18 protein-coding genes are annotated in these 14,486 nt (G+C 64.6%); 11 read left to right on the top strand and 7 right to left on the bottom strand.

Annotated features, from left to right (window positions below; genetic code table 11):
• The coding region (locus QOJ24_RS10890) for an AMP-binding protein (RefSeq protein ID WP_526261003.1) at positions 1–896 on the top strand (896 nt) is incomplete at its 5' end.
• On the opposite strand, the gene QOJ24_RS10895 is transcribed toward QOJ24_RS10890, so the two are convergent.
• On the bottom strand, positions 897–1,871 hold the full coding sequence (locus QOJ24_RS10895; protein ID WP_526261004.1) for an alpha/beta hydrolase: 975 nt from the start codon (positions 1,869–1,871) through the stop codon (positions 897–899). It abuts the gene before it with no gap.
• 229 nt (positions 1,872–2,100) lie between these two features.
• Here QOJ24_RS10895 and QOJ24_RS10900 point away from each other — a divergent pair, with 229 nt between their 5' ends.
• The 5 genes from QOJ24_RS10900 to QOJ24_RS10920 are packed head-to-tail and all read left to right on the top strand — an operon-like array spanning position 2,101 to position 6,596.
• Positions 2,101–2,529, top strand: coding sequence for an MmpS family transport accessory protein (locus tag QOJ24_RS10900; RefSeq protein ID WP_526261031.1), 429 nt, complete (start codon positions 2,101–2,103; stop codon positions 2,527–2,529).
• Positions 2,526–5,441 carry an MMPL/RND family transporter gene (locus QOJ24_RS10905; protein WP_526261005.1) on the top strand — a complete coding sequence of 972 codons (2,916 nt, stop codon included), beginning with the start codon at positions 2,526–2,528 and terminating at the stop codon, positions 5,439–5,441. The genes QOJ24_RS10900 and QOJ24_RS10905 overlap by 4 nt, the downstream gene beginning before the upstream one ends.
• Positions 5,442–5,457: 16 nt before the next feature.
• Positions 5,458–5,859, top strand: a complete 402-nt coding sequence (locus QOJ24_RS10910) for a DUF732 domain-containing protein (RefSeq protein WP_526261006.1) — start codon at positions 5,458–5,460, stop codon at positions 5,857–5,859.
• A gap of 15 nt (positions 5,860–5,874) precedes the next feature.
• Complete coding sequence (locus tag QOJ24_RS10915) at positions 5,875–6,318, top strand: DUF5078 domain-containing protein (protein ID WP_526261007.1); 444 nt, start codon at positions 5,875–5,877, stop codon at positions 6,316–6,318.
• A gap of 14 nt (positions 6,319–6,332) precedes the next feature.
• Complete coding sequence (locus tag QOJ24_RS10920) at positions 6,333–6,596, top strand: hypothetical protein (RefSeq protein ID WP_526261008.1); 264 nt, start codon at positions 6,333–6,335, stop codon at positions 6,594–6,596.
• A gap of 27 nt (positions 6,597–6,623) precedes the next feature.
• Here QOJ24_RS10920 and QOJ24_RS10925 read toward each other — a convergent pair whose 3' ends face one another.
• Positions 6,624–6,989, bottom strand: coding sequence for a hypothetical protein (locus QOJ24_RS10925; protein ID WP_526261009.1), 366 nt, complete (start codon positions 6,987–6,989; stop codon positions 6,624–6,626).
• A gap of 188 nt (positions 6,990–7,177) precedes the next feature.
• Here QOJ24_RS10925 and QOJ24_RS10930 point away from each other — a divergent pair, with 188 nt between their 5' ends.
• Positions 7,178–7,828, top strand: coding sequence for a cutinase family protein (locus QOJ24_RS10930; RefSeq protein ID WP_526261010.1), 651 nt, complete (start codon positions 7,178–7,180; stop codon positions 7,826–7,828).
• A gap of 47 nt (positions 7,829–7,875) precedes the next feature.
• On the top strand, positions 7,876–8,568 hold the full coding sequence (locus QOJ24_RS10935; RefSeq protein WP_526261011.1) for a cutinase family protein: 693 nt from the start codon (positions 7,876–7,878) through the stop codon (positions 8,566–8,568).
• Position 8,569: 1 nt separating this feature from the next.
• Here QOJ24_RS10935 and QOJ24_RS10940 read toward each other — a convergent pair whose 3' ends face one another.
• Both QOJ24_RS10940 and QOJ24_RS10945 read right to left on the bottom strand, forming a co-directional pair.
• On the bottom strand, positions 8,570–9,676 hold the full coding sequence (locus QOJ24_RS10940; protein WP_526261012.1) for a DUF7159 family protein: 1,107 nt from the start codon (positions 9,674–9,676) through the stop codon (positions 8,570–8,572).
• A gap of 123 nt (positions 9,677–9,799) precedes the next feature.
• Complete coding sequence (locus QOJ24_RS10945) at positions 9,800–11,128, bottom strand: acyltransferase family protein (RefSeq protein ID WP_526261013.1); 1,329 nt, start codon at positions 11,126–11,128, stop codon at positions 9,800–9,802.
• A gap of 164 nt (positions 11,129–11,292) precedes the next feature.
• On the opposite strand from QOJ24_RS10945, the gene QOJ24_RS10950 reads away from it, so the two are divergent.
• A complete protein-coding gene (locus tag QOJ24_RS10950) occupies positions 11,293–11,613 on the top strand; it encodes a DUF732 domain-containing protein (RefSeq protein ID WP_526261014.1) in 321 nt (106 codons plus the stop codon).
• A gap of 114 nt (positions 11,614–11,727) precedes the next feature.
• Positions 11,728–12,384, top strand: coding sequence for a VldE C-terminal domain-containing protein (locus QOJ24_RS10955; protein ID WP_526261015.1), 657 nt, complete (start codon positions 11,728–11,730; stop codon positions 12,382–12,384).
• 56 nt (positions 12,385–12,440) lie between these two features.
• Here the strand turns inward: QOJ24_RS10955 and QOJ24_RS10960 are convergent, their stop codons facing one another.
• The gene (locus QOJ24_RS10960; RefSeq protein ID WP_526261016.1) at positions 12,441–12,758 is read right to left on the bottom strand and encodes a hypothetical protein; all 318 of its coding nucleotides are present in this window, start codon (positions 12,756–12,758) and stop codon (positions 12,441–12,443) included.
• Positions 12,759–12,949: 191 nt separating this feature from the next.
• Here QOJ24_RS10960 and QOJ24_RS10965 point away from each other — a divergent pair, with 191 nt between their 5' ends.
• On the top strand, positions 12,950–13,432 hold the full coding sequence (locus QOJ24_RS10965) for a hypothetical protein (protein ID WP_526261017.1): 483 nt from the start codon (positions 12,950–12,952) through the stop codon (positions 13,430–13,432).
• 12 nt (positions 13,433–13,444) lie between these two features.
• Here the strand turns inward: QOJ24_RS10965 and QOJ24_RS10970 are convergent, their stop codons facing one another.
• Together QOJ24_RS10970 and QOJ24_RS10975 are read right to left on the bottom strand one after the other, a co-directional pair.
• Positions 13,445–13,954, bottom strand: a complete 510-nt coding sequence (locus QOJ24_RS10970; protein WP_526261018.1) for an HD domain-containing protein — start codon at positions 13,952–13,954, stop codon at positions 13,445–13,447.
• Positions 13,955–14,091: 137 nt separating this feature from the next.
• On the bottom strand, positions 14,092–14,367 hold the full coding sequence (locus tag QOJ24_RS10975) for a hypothetical protein (protein WP_526261019.1): 276 nt from the start codon (positions 14,365–14,367) through the stop codon (positions 14,092–14,094).
• Positions 14,368–14,486: the final 119 nt, after the last annotated feature.

Here is a 14,486-nt window from a genome sequence, read left to right on the forward strand (position 1 = left end):
ACGGCGCGCCGATGTCGCACGGATCGGGCCTCTACATCCCGCCGTACGTGTTGCGAGGAGCTCGGCAGGTGATACCGGCTTCGTCGGCATTCGAGCCCGAGGAATTCCTCGATCTCTGCGATCGCCACCCGGGCTGCAGCGCCTTCCTTGCCCCGACGATGGTTGCCCGGCTTGTGCAGACGGGCAGGCCGTGTCCGCGCAACCTGCGCACGATTGTCTACGGCGGCGGCCCGATGTACGTCGACAGCCTGAAGAAGGCGATGGCCGCGTTCGGACCCGTTTTCGTGCAGCTCTACGGCCAGGGCGAGGCGCCGATGACGATCACCGGACTGCGCCGAAGCGACCACGTGGGTGCCGACGACGCGACGCTCGGATCCGTCGGCTACGCCCGCTCCGGTGTCGACGTCGCGGTGCTGCGGAACGACGGAAGCAAGGCCTGCATCGGTGAGATCGGTGAAATCGTCTGTCGCGGCGATGTGGTCATGTCCGGTTACTGGAGGAACCCCGAGGCCACCGCCGCCACCCTGCAGCATGGCTGGCTACATACCGGGGACATGGGCTCCTTCGACGAACGCGGCTTCCTCACCCTGCGCGACCGGTCCAAAGATGTCGTGATCAGCGGTGGCAGCAACATCTACCCGCGCGAAGTGGAAGAGGCGCTGCTGGAACACCCCGACGTCGTCGAGGCCGGCGTGGTCGGCGCCAGGGACGAGGAGTGGGGCGAGATCGTGGTGGCGTTCATCGTCGGAGAGGCCAAGCCCGCGGAACTGGACGCCCACCTGCTGGACCGAATCGCCCGATTCAAGCGGCCGAAGCGGTACGAGTACATCGATGAACTGCCGAAGAACAGCTACGGCAAGGTGCTCAAACGCTCACTGCGGGAACGCCTGTCGTAGTCACGCCACAGGCGTGGCGCCGAGCGTGCGTTGCATGTCTGGCTTCATCTGCTGCAGCTGCTGGCCCGAGTAGCCCCAGCTGTGGATGCCAGCCGGGAAGTTGAATGTCGCGTTGTTGCCGCCCGCTGCGATGTAGGCGTCGGCGAAGGTGTGGTTGGAGTCGACCGCCATTCCCTCGAGGAATCCCAGTCCGCCGATAGGCGCGTCCGGACTGGCCAGAGCGGGGTCGGTGGGTGTGCCGTTACCGCAGTAGATCCAGAGCCGGGTGCCGTTGGCGGCCAGCGCGCCTGCCTGCACGGTGGGATCGTTTCGGGCCCAGGCCGGATCGCCAGGCGGACCCCACATCGCCTCTCGACTGAAGCCGCCATTCCACATCATCGCGATACCGACCTGCCCAGGATCCGCGGAGAGATTGAGGAAGCCCGAGAGGGATCCGGCGTAGGTGAACTGCGCAGGATGATGAGCGGCCAGCACCAGCGCTGACGATCCGCCCATCGAAAACCCCACGATGGCGTTTCCGGCCGCAGGCACGTTCCTGGCGGAGGCGAGATACGCGGGCAGTTCCTGCGTCAGGAAGGTCTCCCACTTGTAGGTATAGGTGCCGCCGTTGCCAGCGGCGGGGCCGTACCAGTCGCTGTAGAAGCTCGCCTTGCCTCCGACCGGCATGACCACCGATATCCCGGAGTCCCTGTACCAGTCGAATGCGGCGGTGTTGATGTCCCAGCCATTGAAGTCATCACCGGCCTCCATGCTGTCCAGCAGGTACAGCGCGTGGGCGCCCTGGCCGCCGTCGAGGAACTCGACGCGAATGTCGCGGCCCATCGCCGTCGACGCGACAGTGAGCTGTTCGACCGGCACGCTCGAGAACGCCGCCGCCGTCGGCACCTCACACGGGCCGGCCAGCAGCGCAGCGCCAAGCGCCGCAAGAGTCAACCGGCGGAGCAAACCGCCGACCCTGTTGTCGATGAACGGCATCGTTGCCTCCCCTTGGCCAACTCCGGCCCTAGCCGGAGATTACGACCGTTTGCCGCCAGTTTTGGCGGATTCGCCAGGTCGGCAGTGGGGTCGGAAGACTTTGCGCTAGCCTGTTGCGCCAACAGAAGTTATATGGGCTAAGTTAAGCAGAGGCTGTCATCTTAGGGAGAAGTTGAATGGGTCGGGTGGAAATCGTCACCCTGGTGTGCGGGCGGCGAGGCTTCCCGTGCTGAAGACGATCAGGCGTGCCTGGGTGCCGCTGCTCATCGTCGCGGTGATTCTGCTCGGTTTCTTCATGGTCGACCGGCTGCGCGGCGTCTTCGGCAAAACCGAGCTCACCAGGCCCGGCGCCGGCCTGGTCAACGACCCCGCGCCGTTCAATCCCAAGGTCGTGAAGTACGAGATTTACGGAGAGCCCGGAGCCATCGCCACCATCAACTACCTCGACCTCGACGCGCAACCGCAGAAGGCGGTGAACGTGCCGCTGCCATGGTCGCTGACGCTGACCACCACCGCTCCCGCGTCCAGTCCCAACATCGTCGCGCAGGGCGACGGCGACACCATCAGCTGTCGCATCACCGTTGACGGCGTGGTGAAGAACGAGAACACGACCGACGGCCTCAACGCTCAGACGTTCTGCCTGGTGAAGTCCGCATGAGCAACACGCACATCGGTGCGCACCCGATGATCCCACGGTTCATCCGGCTCTTCTCGGTGCCGATCCTGCTGGGCTGGCTCGCGCTCGTGGTGTTCGTCAACGTCATAGCGCCGCAGCTGGAGGTGGTCGGCGAGGCGCACTCGGTGTCGCTGGCGCCCACTGACGCACCGTCGATGCAGGCAATGCAGCGCATCGGCACGGACTTCCAGGAGTTCGACTCCAACAGCTCGGTGATGATCGTCCTCGAGAGTGACCAGCCGCTGGGCGACGAAGCCCACAAGTACTACGACGGCCTGGTCGACAAGCTCGAAGCCGACAAGGCGCATGTCGAGCACATCCAGGACTTCTGGGGAGATCCGCTGACCGCGGCCGGCTCGCAGAGCGCCGACAACAAAGCCGCCTACGTCCAGCTCTATCTGCGCGGAAACCAGGGCGAGACGATCGCAAACGATTCCGTCGCCGCCGTCCGCGACATCGTCGCCAACTCGACGCCACCGCAAGGCTTGAAGGCCTACGTCACGGGGCCCGCCGCGCTGACGAGCGACCAGCATCATGCGGGCGACTCGAGCATCAAGCTGATCACCATGATCACCATCTGTGTGATCTTCCTGATGCTGCTGTTCGTCTACCGCTCGATCGTGACGGTGCTGCTCGTTCTGGTCATGATGTTCGTCGAGCTGGCGGCCGCCCGCGGAATCGTTGCGACGCTTGGTTACTACGAACTCATCGGCCTGTCGACATTCGCCGTCAACCTGCTCACGACGCTGGCGATCGCGGCGGGAACCGACTACGCGATCTTCCTCGTCGGCCGATATCACGAGGCCCGGAACGACGGTGAGGACCGCGAAACAGCGTTCTACACCATGTATCACGGCACCGCTCATGTCATTCTGGGCTCCGGCCTGACCATCGCGGGCGCCACCTTCTGCCTGCACTTCACCCGGCTGCCGTACTTCCAGTCACTGGGCATTCCGCTGGCCATCGGCATGCTCGTCGCTGTCATCGCCGCGCTGACGATGGCACCGGCGCTACTGACCGTCTGCAGTCGGTTCGGGCTTTTCGATCCGAAGCGGAGGATGCGGGAGCGCGGCTGGCGCAAGATCGGTGCCGCCGTGGTGCGTTGGCCCGGAGCCATTCTGGTGTCCACCATCGCGCTGTCACTTGTCGGCCTGCTGGCTTTGCCCGGCTACGTGCCGAGCTACAACGACCGTGAGTTCCTGCCGGCAGACATTCCGGCCAATCAGGGCTATCAAGCCGCCGACCGCCACTTCCCGCAGGCGCGGATGAACCCCGAGATGCTTCTCCTGGAGACCAACCACGACGTGCGCAACTCGGCCGATATGCTTGTTGTCGACCGAATTGCCAAGGCCATCTTCCATATTCCCGGTATCGGTCGCGTGCAGACCATCACCAGGCCGCTCGGCACACCGATCGAACACACGTCCATTCCGTTCCAGATCAGCATGCAGGGCACCACCCAGCAGATGAACCAGGACTACATGGACAAGGTCATGGAGAACATGCTGACCCAGGCCAACGACATGCAGACGACCATCGACACGATGACGCGGATGCAGAGCCTGACCCAGCAGATGGCCGACACCACGCACAACATGGTCGAGAAGACCAAGAACATGGCCGTCGACATCGGCGAAGTCCGGGACAACATCGCCGATTTCGACGACTTCTTCCGGCCGATCCGCAACTACTTCTACTGGGAACCGCACTGCTACGACATCCCTGTCTGCCATTCGATACGTGCCATCTTCGACACACTCGACGGCATCGACGTGCTGACCGATGACGTCCAGCAGCTGGTGCCGGAGTTGGAGCGGCTGGACACCCTGATGCCGCAGCTCGTCGCGATCATGCCTTCGATGATCGAGACGATGAAAAACATGAAGAACATCACGCTGACCATGTACCAGAGCCAGAAGGGTCAGCAGGATCAGATGAAGGCCCTGCAGGAGAACTCGACTGCGATGGGTCAGGCGTTCGATGCGTCCAAGAACGACGACTCGTTCTATCTGCCGCCGGAGGTGTTCGACAACCCCGACTTCAAGCGCGGCATGAAGATGTTCGTCTCGCCGGACGGCAAGGCGGTCCGGTTCATCATCTCGCACGAGAACGATCCCGCCACACCAGAGGGCATTTCGCACATCAACCAGATCAGGAACGCGGCGTTCGAAGCCATCAAAGGCACACCGCTGGAGGGCTCGAAGATCTACCTGGCGGGCACCGCGTCCACATACAAAGACATGTCGGAAGGTTCCAACTTCGACCTGCTGATCGCCGGAATCGCCTCGCTCTGCCTGATTTTCATCATCATGCTGTTGCTGACCCGCGCGGTGGTGGCCGCCGCGGTGATCGTCGGTACGGTGCTGCTGTCACTCGGCACGTCGTTCGGCCTTTCGGTGCTGATTTGGCAGTACATCCTCGGCATGCACCTGCACTGGATGATCATCGCGATGTCGGTCATCATCCTGTTGGCGGTGGGGTCCGACTACAACCTGCTGCTGGTCTCCCGATTCAAGGAAGAGATCCATGCGGGCATCAACACAGGCATAATCCGGTCGATGGGCGGAACCGGTTCCGTGGTCACATCGGCCGGGCTGGTTTTCGCCTTCACCATGATGTCAATGGTGGTCAGCGACCTGCGTGTGGTCGGTCAGGTGGGCACCACCATCGGTCTTGGTTTGCTGTTCGACACACTGGTCATTCGATCCTTCATGACGCCGTCGATCGCTGCGCTGCTCGGCAAATGGTTCTGGTGGCCACAACGGGTACGGCAACGACCGGTTCCCGAGCCGTGGCCTGCGCCCAAGACCGAAGCGGAGCCAGAAGCGGTCGGTGCGGCGCCCGGCAGGCACGCAAACGACGAAAGCCCCACTGGCCCAATAAGTCCGAACTAGGTAGGTGATGATGGCGATGACGAAACGACTCGCGTCGACCGTGTTGGCGGCGATGGCTTTGGCGGTGCCAACGCTGGCGGTTGCGGCGCCCGCGCATGCCGACCCGGACACCGACTTCTACAACGAGTTGCACATCTACGGCATCTACGGCGAGAAGGACTACAACGCGTGGATCGGCAAGATCGCGTGCAAGCGACTATGGAACAACCTCGACCACGACGCCAATCAGTCGGCGCAATTCGTCAAGCGGCAGCTGGCGAAAACCACCACCACCGAGCAGACTTATCAGTTCCTCGGTGCGGCCTATCGGACTTACTGTCCCGACAAGGTGCCGATTCTCGCGCAGATGGCGCAGCCGGCGCCGGGAGCCGATACGCCGCCAGCGCCTGCGGGGCCACCGTTGGCAGCCGAGCAGTAGCGAAGGGATCAAGACATGTTGGGTAAGGCGAGCATCGTGGCGGCGGCGGTGAGCATGGTCGCAATGACGATTCCGGCGGTCGCGTCGGCAGACGCGACGGACGACTATCCGATCCCGAACCGGATACTCAAGACCACCTGCACGGTCGACCAATACATGGCCGCGACGCGTGACACCGACCCGATCTACTACCAGCGCTACATGATCGACTACCACAACAGACCGGTCGACGTGCAGGACGCCGCTCGCGATCGCATCTACTGGTTCTTCTCGCTGGACTACGCGGGCAGGCGCCAGTACTCGGAGGACACCGCGACCAACGTCTACTACGAGCAGATGGCCACGCATTGGGGCAACTGGGCCAAGCTCTTCTTCAACAACAAGGGTGTCGCCGCCCACGGCACCGACGTCTGCATGAACTACCCGCCGAACGATCCGACGGTCTGGGACTGGACGTGACCCACACCGGCTCGGTGCGAGCCTTCGCAGTCGCCTGCGGGTTCGCTGCGGCGATTCTTGTCGGCGCCCCATCGGCGAACGCCGATCCTCCCCCGCCGCCCAATCCGCCCTGGGCTGCCGTCGGCGATCCCGTTCCGGACTGGGCGCCGCGCAAACCCGCCGAGTTCTGGCTGGGTGAGCCCGTGGTGTGGACCACCGGATGGGGCGGACGGTGGTGCGTGTGGAAGAACGGACAGATCATCACGCTGTCGTCGAATCCCGTTTCCAACGGTGGCTGACGGCGCCACCGCCTGCCGGGCGACCGGTCAGCTGTAATAAAGCACGTCGTTGTACGGGGTCCAGGCCGCAGCCTCGCAGTTCACCATCTGGCCGATCGGCGTCTGGGCGGTCCCTGGCACCTTCTCGTCGCATGGTGCCCTCAGCGTGCGCACACCGAGCAGCGGCGCCACCGGCACCCACTGATTGGTGGCCGCGCAGACGAAAGTGTTGCCGGTGGCGTCAAGGCCGAAGGGATACCGGGACTTGAACTGGCACGGGTCGGTGGGCACGATGTTGCGTTTCACGTAGGGCACGCAGTCGACGCCGTCGCACGTTCCCGGCAGCGCAGAGGCCGTCCCCGCGGTCATCATCGGCGCGGCGGTCACCCCGCAGGCCAGTACGACTGCTGCCATCAGCTTCATCTTCGTCCCCTCGGCTATGGACCGCTTCGACGGTAGCGTACCGGGGTGTCGCCAAGGCATACGGTCTTCTCGGCCTTTGCGTCACTACGCATCCGCACCGGGCGCAGCTGTCTGCCGTCGCGGGCGGAACGCCGCCGCGGCCGATGTCACATCTTCGGGCCCGTGCGCGACATACGAACATGAAGATCACGCAGCCGGTCCGGGCCGCCCGCATCACCGGTGCGGTATCGGCGGCGGCCTACGCACTGTCCCTGTCCGCGGTGATGGCACCTGTTGCCGACGCTGCGCCATGCCCCGATGTGGAGGTCGTCTTCGCCAGAGGAACCACCGAACCGCCCGGTGTTGGCGGGATCGGGCAGGCCTTCGCCGACTCGGTCCGATCGCACGTGGGTGGTCGTTCGGTCGGCGTGTACGCGGTCAACTACCCGGCCAGCAACGATTTCTCGCGGAGCGCCCCTGCAGGCGGCGACGATATGAGCGCACACGTCCAGGCGATGGCGGCGAATTGTCCCAACACCAGGATGGTGCTCGGCGGGTATTCGCAAGGCGCGGCGGTCGTCGATCTGGCCACGACGTCTATGCCTGCCGACGTGGCCGACAACGTCGCCGCCGCTGCCGAGTTCGGCGGCGCGAGGAGCGCGTTCGCCGACAGCCTGTCCCCTGGCCCTCTGCCCTCGGTCGGTCCTCTGTACACGGCTAAGACGATCGAGATGTGCGTTCCGAACGATCCGATCTGCTACCAGGGCGGTTCGGATATGCGCGCCCATGGCGCATATGTTCAGACGGGGATGGTCAACGACGCGGCGGTTTTCGCCGCGAGCCGGGTATAGACACCGCCGAGTTGGGTATCCCGGGCGAAATTGACGCGGGAGGGCACATGAGAGTCAGCAAGGTGATCGGCATAGCGGCTGCGACCGTCTGGGCAGGGGTGTTGGGCGCCCCGATGCCGTCTGCGTCCGCCGAACCCTGTTCTGACGTCGAGGTGATCTTCGCCCGCGGGACCGGCGAACCACCCGGAGTCGGCGGCGTCGGGCAGGCGTTCATCGACGCGCTGCGCGCGGATGCGGGTGCAAAGTCGGTTTCGGTGTATCCGGTCAATTACGCCGCCAGCGCTGACTTCAACGACACGATGGCCTTTGCGCAGACGGTCGTCGACGGCATCCGGGATGCAGGCGCTCACGTGCAGTCCACGGCCGCGTCCTGCCCCAACACCCGGATCGTGCTGGGCGGCTACTCGCAGGGTGCCGCCGTGGCGGGATTCGTGACCTCGGCCGAGGTGCCGCCTGGAGTCCCTGCCGCTTTCGTTCCGCAGCCGCTGCCGGTCGAAGTCGCCAACCATGTCGCAGCGGTGGCCCTGTTCGGAAAGCCATCGGAGGCGTGGACGAGCCAGTACGGCGCACCGGCGATCACGATCGGTCCGGCCTATGCGGCCAAGACGATTCAACTGTGCGCTCAAGGGGACACGATCTGCGACGGCACACCGGGTGGCGGTCCGAGCTTTGCGCATGCGCTCTATCCGGTGAACGGAATGGTCGGCGAGGCAGCCACGTTCGCCGCGGGCCGCCTTTAGCTCACGGCAGGTCGCCGAAACCGGGGCTCAGCGCTGCGGCCGGCTGGTCTGGGAGCGCAGGTCCGGGAGCGATCGGGCCAGGCGCTAGTGCGCTCTGCGCGTCGGGGATGTGTTCGACCGGCTGCACGTCGGGAAGGTGCTCCACCGGCGGTGCGACCTGCACGGTCACCGGCACCGCTGCCGGTTCCGGAATCGTCGCGGGCGGCGGCAGTGCCTCGGTCATCGGCTCAGCCGTCGGCGCCGGCGGCGGGAATGCCTCGGGCGGTGCGGGTGGCGCAGCAGCGGGCGGCATCTCAGCGGGCTGGGCCGCGGCGGGCGGTGCCGGCTGCGCGACGCTTCTCTGAGCCAGAGTGACCGGGCTGCCTGCAGACGACAGCGTGAACAGCGATACGACTGCAACGAGGGCCACCGCTGTGAGTGTTCTTGCCTGCGAAGCGAAGCCGGAGCGATTGACCCCGCCGCAGTGATCGACATGCCACATGCTCGACGTCGCCGCGCCGCGGGCAAGCGCCAGTTGCGCATCATGTGTGGCCACGACCGGAACCGACAAGGTCGAGTCGAGCTTGTCGGCGATCGCCGCGAGTTGGGAGCGAGATCCTATGAGGTACAGCGCTTCCGGCTGCGATTTGTCAAGTCCGAACGAGGCATTGAGCCAGACCGACAGGGCCACGCAGTCACGAGACGCGGTGGTCGTGACGGTTTCTATTGCGCCGCTAAGGGTGTCGAGCACCGACAGCGAAGCCGAGTCTTGCCCGAGTATGCATACTGCAATCGTTCGCTGACCGTTTGCGCGTCCGACATCCATCGCCCACCCTCGGATGGCCGCGGTCAGGGAGACGGGCACAACATCATGAAAACCCATCTGCGTCAACGCATCGCGAAGCGAGGAAAGGTTGCCGGTGGAGGTGACGTGTACGGAGTCGACGGTGTAGCCGCTTGCCGTGGCGATATCGCGGACGCGGCGCGCGGTGGCGACGGGCGCGGCGGTGCTCGCATCGGTGATGTCGAATGCGTCGTGGTCGAGCGGATCTCCTGCGACGTTACACTCGTCGACCAGAACCCAACCGATACTGGTCGACGTCTTCGACAGCCCCAATACTGTGCGCAATCGCCGGGTCCCGCCCTCGTCGAACCGATCTCGCCGCTCGCAGCAAACGGCCGTAACGGGAGCATAGTTCGGGTCATCATGCTCGGCGTCCCGATGGAACAAGCGGTTACCAATCCGGAATGCTTACGTGATCGTCTGCGCAGCCTGCGCCGTGAGACGAGTTGACCCGCCTTCGCTTACGCGCGCTGCCCCCGCCCACACCACGAACGCCGCGAGAAGGATGTAGCCGTGTACGCCGGCCAAACCATATTTGGCAAGCAGCACGAGCGCGACTCCGGCGAGGCAGATGAACACGCCCGCAACGGTCGAGCGAACACCGGTTGCTCGGGCCGCAGAGTCCCACCACGGAAGCCGGCGGTGTTCGAGCGGCGACAACACGAAGAACGCCGCGGCCATCACAGCCGCGAAGACGACTGCCCGTAGGGCCATCATGCCCCAAAAGCCTTGCGCCTCAACGTTGTAGGCGTCGAGTCCCACCGCATGCAACGTGAAGGTCGCGACCGCGATAGCCGGGATGTGCCAAAGGTAGAGGGTCATCGCTCCCCCGTTGCCGACCGCGACGAACTGCCAGACGCGCGGCCGCTGGGCCCATCGCCGCACAGGTCCGGCGGCGGCGACGAAGGCACATGACATCCATGTGCAGTGCAGCGCAAGCAGAAGCGTCGGAGGGGACGTATTCGACATGTGTTCCGTCCCGGTGACGACCAGCGAGACCTCGTATGGACCCAGGACCGCCAGCAGCACTTGTGCGGCGAGCGCGGATGCCGCTGCCGCGAGCGCGGCGGGGACGCTGATCAGCCGGCGTGCGTAGCCGACGCCGATCGCCACCGGGATCAGCCAGACGATCAGGAAGTTCACGAGGCCCGACATGGGTATGCCGGTGGCGATTCGTACGCCGTCGACAAGTGCAGCAGCCACCAGAAGGGACGCGACGACGAGGCTGACGGCCCGCCCTGTGCGCATTCTGGTCAGGGCGGGTACGAAGGCCAGCGCGACGAGGTACACACCGAGAAACCACAGCAGAGCGACGCACTCCGCGCCGAGACCTGCTGCTGAGTCCGCACCGAGAATCATGGAGGTGACTACAAGTCCAACCGTCCAGAAGGCCAGATACCAGAACACCGGACGGCACAGCCTCTGCGCTCTGGCGAACAGCCAGGTCCCCCACTGCGTACCTTCTCGCCAGCCGTATGCCCCGGCGGCTCCGCCCGCCAGAAAGAACAGCGGCATGACCTGCACAACCCAGGTGATAGGAGCCAGCTCAGGCACCTCGCCGAGTAGGTTTCCGATGCGCAACCCGCTCGAGTCGACGGTGGCAAGCAGCAGTGCGCAGTGCCCGAACATGACGATGACAAGGGCAAAGAGCCGGGCGACGTCCACGGCGCGGTCCCGGTCGGGCTTGGTGGTGTCGGCTACCGAGCCGGCGTCGGGCACTGACGTGGTGAACGGCATGGGTCCAGCATGCCCAAGCGCGCCCCGAGCCGGATGAGTAGTACTACGTGAGGGCGGCCTCAACGAAAGATATAGGGAAACACCGGATATCTCGCCTGGCGTTGCTGGCTTACGTTTCGGATGGTCGTACGACGTGGACGTGCGCCGACACGAAAGGACACTCGATGGCTCTGAATCGTATGGCGTTGGGGACGGTAGGGCTGGCAGTGACCATGGCCGCCTTAGCCGGGGTTCCCGTTGCATCCGCCGAGCCACGCGACATGTTTCTCGACGAGCTGGCTACGTTGAACGTCTACATCCCTGAAGCGAACGGGGCCGCGACGGTGGCAGCGGGAAACCAGGTCTGCGACGAGCTGCGCGGCGGCACCTCGGTTCTCGATGAAATGTCGCGGGCCGAAGAGATCTTCCGGCTGCCCAGCGGCCAAGGAACGCTCTTCGTCAGCGCTGCGACGACGAATCTCTGCCCCGACTTCGCTGCCGGCTGACCAGCGCTGGGGGAATGCCTGCGAGCTCGCCCTCCAGAACTGCAACTGTTGTGACAGCGGGCTGTTCGGATCGGTTCCGATCACAGTCTGCCCGCGAAAACGTAAGCTGCCCTCGTGGGTAGGGGCGTGTTGGCAAACGGCGGAGGCCGCTTGTTGGTCGTCGTCGCCTCGGTCGCGGTGTCCGCAGCCATGATCTACGACCAGGCGACGGACTCTGAGAGGCCGGAGACCAAACCGGCGGGTAAGGGTGTGGTGTCAACGAGTGCGCCTGGTCCCCAAAGTCCCGCGGCGCCGGATTTGATCGCCGCGAGCGCGCCGGTCGCCAACCAGGGAGCGTCGTTCGCACTACCCGTCGGCATAGCGCCAGAGCAGGGATTGCAGATCCACACCATCTGGGTGGCCAGAGCCATCAGCGTGATGTTTCCCGAGATCACCACGATCGGCGGCGCCCGCCAGGACGCATTGAAGTGGCATCCGAACGGGCTGGCGATCGACGTGATGATCCCGAACCACAACACCGACGAGGGCATCGAGCTCGGCAACCAGATAGCGGGCCTCGCGCTCGCTAACGCGAAGCGGTGGGGGGTGATTCACGTGATCTGGCGACAGGGCTTCTACCCCGGCATCGGCGCGCCGAGCTGGACGGCCGACTACGGCAACGAGACCGCGAACCACTACGACCATGTTCACATCGCCACCGATGGTGGCGGATACCCGACCGGGCGGGAAACCTATTTCATCGGTTCGATGAGTCCCGCGCCACCTAGCTGACAGTGCGGCCCGCCACCCGGGGGGAAGGTGGCGGGCCGACTGGCTTGGGGATTTGGTCAGGGTTGTGCGTACACAGGCAGGTTGCCCTTGATGACGGGCACTCGGACGCTGCCGATGTTCTTCTTCGGCGCGAGCGCGGTGGTGACTGTTCCGCCGCTGCAGCTGACCGTCTTTCCGTCGACGATGACGGACTGGCCGTCGTCGAGCGGGATCGGATAGCCGTCCTTGTCGATATAGGTGCAGCCTCCGCCGCCTGTGGTCGGGTTGTTGTCGGTCGCGTGGGCGGTGGCCGGGGCGATGGCGAGAATCGCGAACGCGCCGAGCAGCGTTGCGGCGTACTTGAAGCGGGACTTGGGGGCGGTTGATGCGGTCATGGTGAGTTCCTCTCGTCGTGGTGCGGGGGTGGTGTGGAGTTGTTGAGAGGAATACTCCGGAATTCGCAGCGCCCCGGTAATGACCCACGGGGCGAGACTTCAGCTCCGAGAAGGAAGAGTTTCCTATCCGCCCGGCAAGCACAGCGCCCTGCGCGCCACGACGCTGCGCCGAAGCCATCGAAAAGGACCATGTGATCACCCTGACGACTGTCTCGCCACTGCGCAGGTGCGCCACCTTCGCGATGGGTCTCGGCGCCGCCGCCATCGGCGCCGTTGGGCTCGGAATCTTGGCGGCTCCGACCGCCGCGACCAGCCCTGCTCCGTCATCGGTGGAGGCCGACTTCATCGACACGCTCGGCGCCAACGGGATGCACATCATCGGGCAGGACGCCGACGAGCTGAAGCTCGGCTACCTGGTTTGTGCCTTGAGCCAGCAGAACGAGATACCGCCTGCGGATGCCGCGGCGTACATGAACGCGGCGAGAACCTCCAAGCTCTGCTACTACGTTTCAAGTACCGGCGCGCCCACCGGAGCGCAGGTTCAGCAAGGCACCGACGCGTGGCAAAACCAGCAGAATGCGCCCGGCATCGATGCATGGAACGACACCGATCACGATGACGACAGCATCAGTGATGCCAACGACAATTTCGACTCCGACCCTGGCAGCTACTGAGCGAACGCCCGCCTAGTCGTCGAGCGGGTTGGCCGCGATCCGTTGCACACCGTTGTTGGCAATCGACGCGGCGGCGGCGCTGTCGGGCTTGCGTTGCGCCTGATCCTCGAAGCACGCCGCGAACTCTGCGCCGAAGCCGATCCGGGGATAGCGGCCGAGGGTTTCTGTCCTCACCTCCGGTGGGAACTCCTCTGGCCGCAGTCCGACGACGTCCCAGCTGGTGGCGACCTGCAGCAGGTGGGACTCAGGGTCGACGGTGGGAGCCACGTCGTCGCGCATGTGCAGCACGATGATTTCCCGTGCCCTCACCGCACGGTCTTCCGACCATCCTGTCGCCGTGCCGAAGACCCATGCGAGGTCTCCCCCCGCCTCCTCGAAGGCGATTTTGTGGCTGTCGAACGGGTCGGTGAGAGCGATGTCGTGCAGCATCGCCGATACGTAGTAGAGCTCGTCGTCAAAGGCGATAGCGTGCGCGCCGGCGTACGCCGCCCCCCACAGGTAAGAGCGGACGCAGTGATTCAACAGCGCAGGTGAGTAGAAACGCGTAGCGACCGAAAGTGCAGCCTTGGCGGCTGGTGTCTGCGGGAACATTTGAGTCCTAACGCTTTGCGCGCATCGGTGTTCAAGTTGGGTCGAGGCGTGAACGCGTTGTGTCGCGACTACTCTCGCACCTGCCGAGTCACGAGACCTTTGGTGGACCGGGAATCGAGGACACACTGCGAATCGACTTGTTCGCCTTGTCGTTCGTCGCCGAAGTACACGCGGTAACCTTCGACGACCGTCGTGTCGCCATCTGAATGCTTGTGGGTCACGCTCTCGGAGCCATCCGCCGTTCGGGTGACGGTAAACCACTGACCGGACACAGGATCTTGGACCGTGTCACCCTCCTGGATTTCGACGAGCGGCACCTGTTCTGTGGCGAGTTCAGAGCCCATATTCCTCCTCAGATGTCGCTGTGAGTGGTTTCCGTACAACGGTCGCCCTCGGTGACCCAAGGATTGTCCCGCCACAGGGCGCCGGTCAATGCTCAAATGCTCAGCTTCCACGAGATACC

The sequence above is a fragment of the Mycobacterium sp. genome (genome assembly GCF_032159775.1).
GTDB lineage: Bacteria > Actinomycetota > Actinomycetes > Mycobacteriales > Mycobacteriaceae > Mycobacterium.